Consider the following 9,201-nt stretch of genomic DNA (forward strand, 5'->3'; position numbering starts at 1 on the left):
CCCGTCCAGATTTTGGCGGCGATCGCCTGCAAAGACTCCGTCGGCGCGATTTCATACGTGCCAGCTTTGAAGCCGCCGTCTGGCTGTTTAAGCGCGAGCCAGCGTGCCCACAGATCCCAAGCGTTGGTAGAGCGAATTAACCCCAATGCCTGCAAGTCTTTACCAATCTCTTGAGCTGTTGTCCCCTGAGGAATATTTAGCGTAACGAGCTTTTCGGACGCCGAGACCGGGGCGATCGGCGCGATCGCCCACGTCCACCAGCGCCAACTTTGCCAGGTCGATCCGGCTAAAACCGCAAGGATCATCAAACCAATGAACCACTTGGAAAGCTGTTGAACACGTTTCATAATGGAATGGCTTAGGTAGCGCACGCAGAAAGCACATCACAAGGCATCGATCGCCACCGACCAAAACTACTCAAACTGATCAAGTAGCTGATCCTCGATCATCGGCAAGATTGGCTCTAATTTCTCTAATTCCGCTTGCGTCAGTAATTGTGGCTGATCATCCTCGTTCATCCGCGCCAGAATAAAGAACGGATCGAGCGGGGCGTAGATGCCAAACTCTTGCTCCTCGTGGTAAAAACTTGCCAAGAATTGTAGCTCTTCTTGGTCATCTGAGTTCTCCCCTTCTAGCAATTCGTCTTCGTCCTCGTATTCGGGCAGCTCCCCTTCAACCGTGAGCGTGACAGCAGTTCGTTTGAGGTTGAGGTTTTGCTCTTCTAGTACTGCTTTAGCGATCGAGAATAACCGATCAATATCAGCTTCGTCGTCCACCGGAATCGCCTCTTCATCGCTGCCGTTTTCCTGCCACGCAAAAATTTCGACGGGTGAATCGATCGGCAGCAGCAGCACGTACTCGTCACCTTCCACTTCTACGGAATGCTCAATGGTGCAGGCGATCGTTCGCCCCGCTTCGTCCTTAATTGTGACCATCTCTACATCCATTTCCAGGTCGTCGTCATGCATCTCAAACTCTCCTAATCTCGATCAGTCATTATTAGTTTCGTGTAGCGATTTAGAACTGGGATGATTCTACGCTTCATCTGGGTCAGCGACTAATCCGCTCACGGTAGCAGTTGCTGCATCTGGCTGAAAGGCTTCAGACCGTTGGGCAGGCTGCATGCGCTGGCGACGCTCATCTAACCATTGTTGCAGAATCAGGGACGCAGCTTTGCGATCGATCAACCCTTTATTCCGCGATGGAGAAATGTTTTCCGCTTGCAGGAGCTGTTCTGCATGAAACGACGTCAGCCGTTCATCGACAAACTCTAGTGGCAGATGCAGCGCAGCAGCCATACTGTTAGCAAATTTTTGCACATGTCGAGCCTGAAACCCTAGCGTTCCATCCATCGAATAGGGCAGCCCGACCACTAGAACTTGCACTCGTCGCTCTGCTACAAGCTGTCGAAGCTGCGCCAGCACCGATTCAAAGGATTTGCGCTCGATCGTCGTCAGCCCCGTTGCAATTAAGCCTGTGCCATCGCAGCCTGCCACGCCAATTCGCCGCTTACCAACGTCTAGTCCTAGTGCAGAAATTGGCATTCGCCCCCACCCCTAACAGCACGGTCCTTCTGGTGGAGAGTCAGACAGATCAGTGGGCAGGTTCAGCAGCGGTGTTCCGTTTCGTCCGGCTACATCAGGCGGCGACGCTGGATTCCCATCCGGCTTGGTTTCAGTCTGAGCGGGATTGCGGATCGATCGCAGCAGAGAAATCCGGCTGGGTACTGGCTTACGAGCTGGCTTCAGCCCTTGCAGCACCTCAGACAGTTGCAGTCCTTCTAGCGCGCCAGGTTTCGATTCCCGCAGCTTGTGCCAGACTGATCGCGACATCATTAGCGTGTGAGCAATGCGATCGGCGCCAATCCGCTCCAGGTACTCTTCTCGCTCCGGCTGATAGTCCGAGGAGGCAAGCTGGAGAAGCTGGGTGGGCAGGTCTTGGGTGATACGCGCCATCTGCGCTAGTAGTTCAGGATACAGCCAGGTGTAGGCGGGATGCACCGTAAGTTGCGCCTGGTGGGGGTGCGATCCATCGCGGCTGAGGCGGATTTGGAAGTAGCCGATCGCGGCTTTCCGCTGTGGCTCAAACACGTAGCCGCTAACGACTTCGGTGTGGCTAAGCCAGTTTTTAACTCCGTCGAGCAGCGAACGAAACAGACTCGTTTTGAAGTCCGAGATGTGGCGATCAAACACCTGACGCACAAGCGGCGGCATGGATGCCGTGTCCAGTTGATAAAGTAGCTGGGCATCTGCATTGCTGACGGGCAGCAGGTTCGGCAAATCTGGCTCTCGCTCCGATAAGTCTTGCAGCCGCTCGGGAGCAAGAGCCCAGTAGGTCATATGCGCCAGCGGTTGAAAGCCGTTCTGCCGATAGAGTGCTAAGGCGTCTTTGTCGTTGATGTTAACTTCTAGCAGCCAAGTGCGCGCTTCCCAGATTGTAGTGAAGCAGTGACGCAGCAGTTGGGAACCTACGTTCGATAGCAGCGGCGAACGGGGACTTGGCGCTTGGGAAGCGTCAACTTCGGTCACCGTGGCACTGCGATCGAGCGCGACCTGATCGACCCGCCACGTGCTGCGAGTGCGGTTAAAGGGCGAGACGCGAATCATGCCCTGAAGCTTATGGTCTTGCCCTGCAACACACGCGCAGAATACATACTGCCACGGAAGAACCAGCAGGCTCATCATCCGCAGTAGCCCTGACCAAGATCGCAACCGCAACCGCTGCGCTGAACGGTCTGGATCAACTGAGCAGCTAATTCCATCCGTCTCAAACCCTTCCTCCGACAGCCGCTCGACCGCCTCTAGATCCCGGTACTGAACGGGGCGGATAACAATCTGAGTGGTTTCGGTAGGAGCTTGAGTCATTATTCAACTGCGGTGAGATTCACCGATCGAGAAAACACGAAATGCTCAACTTACATTCTAGACGGTTTATTTCGCAAACCCTACTCCTAGAAGCGTAGATCGCGGTGGGGAACGTGAGCTAGAGAAGCCGTTCTTTGCTAGGGGCGGGGCGGACGAGAACAACAGGCGTCTGTTCATCCGCGTTTCCGGCGGGGTTCTTAAGCAATGCCTGCTTAAGAAAGTCAGATTCAATATCGGAGGTAGCCGCCAAAATCTTAACGGCTCTAAGGTCGTTCACATCGACGATCGCGGCTGACAAACCAGTTTCGCGGCGAATCTGATCGACGATCTGCTGCGGGTTTGCCGGACCCAGAACAATGAACTGGTCGTAGGGAGGAATTGTCCCTGTTACGTCGTCGATCAAGCGGGCTTGCTCTCCAGCAAGCTGGTAAAAGACACCCGGTTTGCCCAAAACCTTAGCAACAGACCCCGCCAAAAAGGCGAACAGCACTCGCGTTGGTCCCACAATGTCCACAAGCGTTTGCAGCCCGCAGGCCGTTGCCAAACTTGACGTCGGCAGAAACAAGTAGCACAAACGCCGAGCGACCCATCCGGGCTTGAGCTCGCTGGGATGGCGGAAGCGCTCTTGCATGATCGCTACGGGAGATTCCCCGATCGTCACCACGTCTCCGGGTTGGGCATGGGGCAGGACGTAGCGCTTAACCACTTCTACAGGATGATCCAGCGGCGTCAGCAAATGCGTCCGAATCGGCAGCACGTCGGCATTAGTGGCAGGTCGCCACGCTTTCGAGTCCTCTGGAGCCGGAAACTTCAGCGGCACAATGACATGGCGAGTATTGGGAACGCGTCCCTGTGGACCATAGGTGATGTAGTGGATCTGCACCCAGGCGATCGTCAACTGGCTCAAATCCGGTCCCTGAATGTCCACCACGACTTCTAGTGGATCGACCTTACCGACTTTGACGATGTAGCCGTACCAATAATCATCAGGTCGCGGTCCTGCGTCTTTGTGGCGCGGAATCACGCGAGCGGTGGTGGTAATGCCGTCCAATGTGCCCGACGACAGCAGCTTCACCTCTGTCCGCACCTCCGGCACCATAATTTCTAGTCGCTGCGTCCGGTTGCAAAATGTCATTTCGCCCGCAATGACGTAGTGCTGAGGCTCGTAGACTTCTAGCTCCCAGTTCTCGGAGGTCAACTCTAATCGATTTCCGGGTCGGCGACGGAACTGAAGCTCGATCGCCAGCAGCGCCAGCGCCACCAGCAGGACGATCGCTGCAACAATACCTATCACAATACTTTCTAGGGTTCCCATGAGCTCTGTTTGTTCGCGATTGCTGTTAGCGGCTAGTTATCCGTCATTAAATTAGAACGATTCGTGATTCCGGTGAACCGCTAATAATTAGCGATTGATAACTGACACCTAAACACTGACTGCCAAAATTTCGTCATCGGTTGAGAAATCGACCTCTGCTCGGTCTCGTCCGGACGCGAGGTAGTCGTTTTGAAACGAGTCTTTTAGCCCAGACAGTAAATCATACGCAGGCGTCCAGTTCAACTCAGCCTTGGCTTTTTCGATCGACGCGAAGAAGTGCTGCGCCCGCATTGGAAAGGCTTTGCGCTTGCCAAAGTCGAACTTCTTGGGGTCATAGTGGACAACTTTTACGTCGTCTGGAGACTTCCCTACTGCTGCGGCACAGACACGAGCCAGTCCATCGAAGGTGACGGCGCGATCGCCCGACACGTTGTAAATTTGCTGGGTCGCCGTTGAGTTTCCTAGCACGTGTGACATCGCCTGCGCCAAGTCTTTGACGTGCCCAAACTGAGTGAAGTGCTGTCCGTGACCGGGAATAGGAACAGGACGATCGCGGACAATCCGGTCAAAAAACCAGGCTTCCAGATCGTTATAGTTTTGCGGACCGTAAATATAGGTCGGTCGAATCGACGTAAACGGAAGCCCGTGTTCGGCAAGATAGATTTCGGTATCGTGCTTGCCTTTGTGCCGACTCTTTGGATCAACCGCATCGCCTTCGATGTGCGGCATCTGATCCGATTTAAGGTAAACCCCAGCAGAACTCATGTAGATGAAGTGCTGCACGCGGTTTTGAAAAATTTCTGCCAACGGCTGCGTGTCGCTGAGTTCGCGTCCATTGTTGTCAAAAATTGCATCAAACTCTCGGTTAGCCAGTTTTTCTTTGAGCACAGCGGCGTCGGTGCGATCGCCCTGAATCTGCTGCACACCTTCGACTGGCGCTGGTTTATTGCCGCGATTGAACAACGTCACCTCATGCCCTTGCTCCACCAGGATGCGAGTCAAGTAGACGCCGATAAATCGTGTCCCACCCATGATGAGTATTTGCACCACTCGCCCCTCCCAACTGCACTGATTCCTTATCTTATGCGGTGAGGGGGGAGAGAAAGAATTCAAAATTCAAAATGATGAATTCAAAATTCATCATTTAGAGTTGTGGTTTTGGCAGGACGCGCAGAAACTTGACCAGACGACCTGCAATTTCAAGGCTTATTAAGTAGTGGTCGATCGTGAAGCGGTAGAACATGCCACTGGTGTCGAGTTGACGAAACTCGCTCAGGTCATGCAGCAAAATCAGGTCGTAGAAGTCTTGAAACGCAAATTGTCGGACGAGATCGAAGCCAGCGGGGGGCAGGTTTTTCAGATCTAACAGGAACGATCGCTCGTACCGGATATCGTGCCCGACGAGGGCGTGCATTTTCCGCGCTGAAGAGTGGTGTGAACTTCTCATGAGTTAGGTTTGGATGCATGAAGTAAGAAGCGCAGGGCTTCTTCGCGGGTAAACGTGTCTCCTGGTTGCAGAATCTGCTTCGAGGCATAAATTGCTTGCAGCATGTGCAGGTCGTAGTACGCTTCAGTGAGAACGCCCCACAAGTCGGTCAATTCTCTCTCCGAGAGGCGATCGATGAATTGATGTGCTCGATGTTTTAGCAGCGTCATAGGGCTTGCATCGCAACAATATTGCTAGATTGCCCAGTTGAGACGGTGAGATTGCAATGAGTTGATGATTGAGTCGCTGGGTGTACCGCATTATTCGCTGTCTGGGATGTAGCCAGACGATCGCTACTAGTTGGCGTTGCTTGGTAGGATACAATCCTGAGCCTATCCTTCTCGAATTTGCATGGCTGAAAACGTCGGCTACTACGTCTCTTTAGTAATCTTCACGGCGATCTATGCCCTATTTAGTCTGGGGCTAAATCTTCAGTGGGGGTTTACAGGATTGATTAATTTTGGACATGTGGCGTTTATGACGATCGGCGCCTATGCCACGGTGCTGCTGAGTCTGCAAAACGTGCCGCTGGCGGTTGCTGTGCTGATAGGAGCGGCTTTGGCAGCGTTTCTCGGCTTGCTGATTGGGTTTGCCACACTGCGTTTGCGAGAAGACTACCTCTCGATCGTAACGATCGGTGTCTCGGAAGTGCTGCGGCTGGTGGCGCTTAACGAGGAATGGCTCACTCGCGGCTCGTTTGGTGTTCAGAACTTTCCACTACCGCTGGAGACGTTTCGTCCGACGCTGCTCAGTCGCTATGCCATGATCGGCATTCTGACCGTCATTGTGGGATTGGCATACTGGCAACTGTGGCGCTGGGTGCAGCGACGCCTGCGGAAGATTCCCGCTCACACCTGGTTTAGAGAGCCGACGCTGCTGCTGACGATCGCCTGCGCTACGTTTGGGCTGTTTCTCTACGGTGTTTGCGCGGTGGCGCTGTACAACTTTTCGCAGAATCCTGCCCGCAACGGCTTGATGCTGGTGTCGGTGGTGGTGCTGGCGCTGGTGTTTTGGCGACTGGAGTGGCTGGTACGATCGCCCTGGGGTCGTGTGCTAAAGGCAATCCGCGAAGACGAGGAAGTTGCCAAAGCGCTGGGCAAAAACGTGTTTTGGTACAAGCTGCAATCGCTGATGCTGGGTGGCTTTATTGCCGGAATTGCAGGTGCGCTATTCGCATGGCAGCTTAGCACCGTTTATCCAGAGAACTTTGCGCCCCTGATTACGTTCTACGGCTGGACGATCGTTGTGCTGGGCGGAGCCGGAAACAACGTGGGTACCATCTTGGGGGCAGTCGTGTTCTGGGCGTACTTCACCGTCACCCGATTCTTGCCGGATCTCGTTCGGACGCTGCACACGGTGATTCCCGCGATTCCTGCTCAAGTGGATGATGCTCGACTCGGCGCGTTTCGGATCATGCTAATCGGCGTGCTGCTAATCGTGCTGATGATGCTGCGACCGCAAGGCATTTTAGGCAAAAAGGAGGAACTCACCCTTGGTCGATGAATCCCACTCGCCCGACGCGGACGCGATGGCAAACGCCCCAAACCAACCGTTGAACGACATCCTAGCGGAAGTTGAGGATGCACCCACCGGACTGCAACTGCCGCTGTTGGCAGCAGGCGGGCTGGTGAAAAGCTTTGGTGGACTGCGGGCAGTGGACAATGCCTCGATCGAAGTTGCCAAAGGCAGCATCACTGGACTGATCGGACCGAACGGTGCCGGAAAAACCACGCTGTTTAATCTGCTGTCGAATTTTATTCGCCCCGACAAAGGGCGTGTCCTGTTTGATGGTGAACCCATTCAGATGTTGCAGCCGCACGAAGTTGCCCAGCGCGGCATGATTCGTACGTTTCAGGTGGCACGGGTGCTGTCTCGCCTGTCGGTAATGGAGAATCTGCTGCTGGCAACTCAGCAGCAGTCCGGTGAACGCTTCTGGGGCACGTGGTTCCGGTACAAGCAAATCATGGCGGAAGAGCGTCAGCAGCGCGATCGCGCCCTAGCGATTCTGGAGTCGATCGGGCTGGCCCACATGGCGAATGAATATGCGGGTGCGCTCTCGGGCGGACAGCGCAAGCTGCTGGAAATGGGTCGAGCGCTGATGTCCAACCCAAAGCTGATTCTGCTGGACGAGCCTGCCGCAGGAGTCAACCCAACGCTGATCAATCAAATTTGCGATCGCATCCAGTCCTGGAACCGCGAGGGCATGACGTTTCTGATCATCGAGCACAATATGGATGTAATTATGTCGCTGTGCGATCGCGTCTGGGTGCTGGCAGAAGGACGCAACCTCGCTAGCGGTACGCCCAGCGAAATTCAGACGAACTCTCAAGTGCTGGAGGCGTACCTGGGTCAGTAGTTGCATACTCAAGCAGAAACGTCCTGTTTGGGTAGCTGTCGGGGTTTAGGGGACGATCGCCTACGGTACTGCGCCAAAGAAAGTCACAGGTCATAGGTAGACCACCTATGACCCTACTCGATGAATCAAATTCAGCGATCGCGCCCTACGTGGGCACTGTAATTCGGTAGATGCCACCTCTGAAGTCGACGGCATAGAGATTTCCCTGCTGGTCTTCGCCAAACGTGGAAAGATTATAAGGTGAATCTAGCAGCAGCTTGTTCTCGACTCCAGTTTGCGTGCGGCGGACGCCCCAGATTCTACCCGTAATAAAATCGCCGTAGACGTAGGCTCCTTGCAGTCCGGCATACTCAGCTCCGCGATAGACGTAGCCACCTGTAATCGATCGCCCTTGCGAGTGGTCGTATTCCACCAAGGGCAAGGTGAAGCCCGTGCTGTCGCCGCTGGAGAAGGGGAGCGTTCCCTCCGAAATATTCCAGCCGTAGTTTTCACCCCCACGACTGGTAACGGGTTGCAGGTTCACCTCTTCGCGCGCGCGCTCACCTACATCTGCAATGTAGAGATCGCCCGTCTGACGATCGAACGAAATCCGCCACGGGTTTCGCAGTCCCGATGCCCAAATCTCATCCCGAACGCGATCGCTCGGATCGTTGGCAGCAGTAAACGGATTGTTGCTGGGAATGGCGTAGGTCGTTACGCCGGGAGACTCGACATCCAATCGCAGCAGCTTACCCAGCAGCGTTGCAGGATTCTGTGCATTTCCGAGCGGGTCGCCACTACCGCCGCCGTCGCCTAAACCGACGTAGAGATAGCCATCGGGACCGAACGCGAGTTTACCGCCGTTGTGGTTTGTATACGTGGGGTGAGGAACAGAGAAGAGAACTTGCTCAGTGGCTGGATCGCCCACCTCTGAATTAGCTTGTAGCTGGAAGCGAGAGAGCACCAGATTACCCGATGGATTGGTGTAGTAGACGTAGAAGCGCCGCTTCGCGGCATAGTCTGACGGAAAGGCAAGGCTAAGAAGTCCCTGTTCGCCGTTGTTGAGGACCCGATCGCGGATATCTAGAAACGGCGTGTTTTGTACGGTGCCGCCCTGCACAATCCGAATCTGTCCGGCTTGCTCGACTACAAACAAGCGTCCGCTCCCGTCGCCTGCATTCACGAGGTCTACTGGTTGAGA

The 9,201-nt window shown here is 54.6% G+C and carries 11 protein-coding genes; 2 read left to right on the forward strand and 9 right to left on the reverse strand.

The annotated features are described in order from the left end of the window. From H6F43_RS20725 to H6F43_RS20760, 8 genes are all read right to left on the reverse strand, one after another. Positions 1-347, reverse strand: a 347-nt coding sequence (locus H6F43_RS20725) for an endolytic transglycosylase MltG (RefSeq protein ID WP_190345031.1), incomplete at its 3' end; no start/stop codon positions are given. A 66-nt stretch (positions 348-413) separates the two neighbouring features. Then, positions 414-968 carry a DUF3727 domain-containing protein gene (locus H6F43_RS20730; protein WP_190345033.1) on the reverse strand — a complete coding sequence of 185 codons (555 nt, stop codon included), beginning with the start codon at positions 966-968 and terminating at the stop codon, positions 414-416. Positions 969-1,034: 66 nt separating this feature from the next. Then, positions 1,035-1,544: a Holliday junction resolvase RuvX gene (gene ruvX / locus H6F43_RS20735; RefSeq protein WP_190345035.1), complete on the reverse strand. Its 510-nt coding sequence runs from the start codon at positions 1,542-1,544 to the stop codon at positions 1,035-1,037. A 12-nt stretch (positions 1,545-1,556) separates the two neighbouring features. After that, positions 1,557-2,864: a GNAT family N-acetyltransferase gene (locus tag H6F43_RS20740; RefSeq protein ID WP_190345037.1), complete on the reverse strand. Its 1,308-nt coding sequence runs from the start codon at positions 2,862-2,864 to the stop codon at positions 1,557-1,559. A 118-nt stretch (positions 2,865-2,982) separates the two neighbouring features. After that, positions 2,983-4,179: a F420-0:Gamma-glutamyl ligase gene (locus H6F43_RS20745; protein WP_190345038.1), complete on the reverse strand. Its 1,197-nt coding sequence runs from the start codon at positions 4,177-4,179 to the stop codon at positions 2,983-2,985. Between the two features lie 108 nt (positions 4,180-4,287). Beyond that, on the reverse strand, positions 4,288-5,226 hold the full coding sequence (locus tag H6F43_RS20750) for an NAD-dependent epimerase/dehydratase family protein (RefSeq protein WP_190345040.1): 939 nt from the start codon (positions 5,224-5,226) through the stop codon (positions 4,288-4,290). 97 nt (positions 5,227-5,323) lie between these two features. Continuing rightward, positions 5,324-5,593, reverse strand: coding sequence for a cytotoxic translational repressor of toxin-antitoxin stability system (locus tag H6F43_RS20755; protein WP_190345042.1), 270 nt, complete (start codon positions 5,591-5,593; stop codon positions 5,324-5,326). 29 nt (positions 5,594-5,622) lie between these two features. Further along, positions 5,623-5,835 carry a hypothetical protein gene (locus H6F43_RS20760; RefSeq protein ID WP_190345044.1) on the reverse strand — a complete coding sequence of 71 codons (213 nt, stop codon included), beginning with the start codon at positions 5,833-5,835 and terminating at the stop codon, positions 5,623-5,625. Positions 5,836-6,016: 181 nt separating this feature from the next. On the opposite strand from H6F43_RS20760, the gene H6F43_RS20765 reads away from it, so the two are divergent. After that, the gene (locus H6F43_RS20765; protein WP_190345046.1) at positions 6,017-7,168 is read left to right on the forward strand and encodes a branched-chain amino acid ABC transporter permease; all 1,152 of its coding nucleotides are present in this window, start codon (positions 6,017-6,019) and stop codon (positions 7,166-7,168) included. A 25-nt stretch (positions 7,169-7,193) separates the two neighbouring features. Beyond that, a complete protein-coding gene (locus tag H6F43_RS20770) occupies positions 7,194-8,021 on the forward strand; it encodes an ABC transporter ATP-binding protein (protein WP_190345050.1) in 828 nt (275 codons plus the stop codon). Positions 8,022-8,166: 145 nt separating this feature from the next. On the opposite strand, the gene H6F43_RS20775 is transcribed toward H6F43_RS20770, so the two are convergent. Beyond that, a partial coding sequence (locus H6F43_RS20775) for a PQQ-dependent sugar dehydrogenase (protein ID WP_190345048.1) occupies positions 8,167-9,201 on the reverse strand: 1,035 nt, incomplete at its 5' end.

The sequence above is a fragment of the Leptolyngbya sp. FACHB-36 genome, from assembly GCF_014695955.1.
Taxonomy (GTDB): Bacteria; Cyanobacteriota; Cyanobacteriia; order Leptolyngbyales; family Leptolyngbyaceae; genus FACHB-36.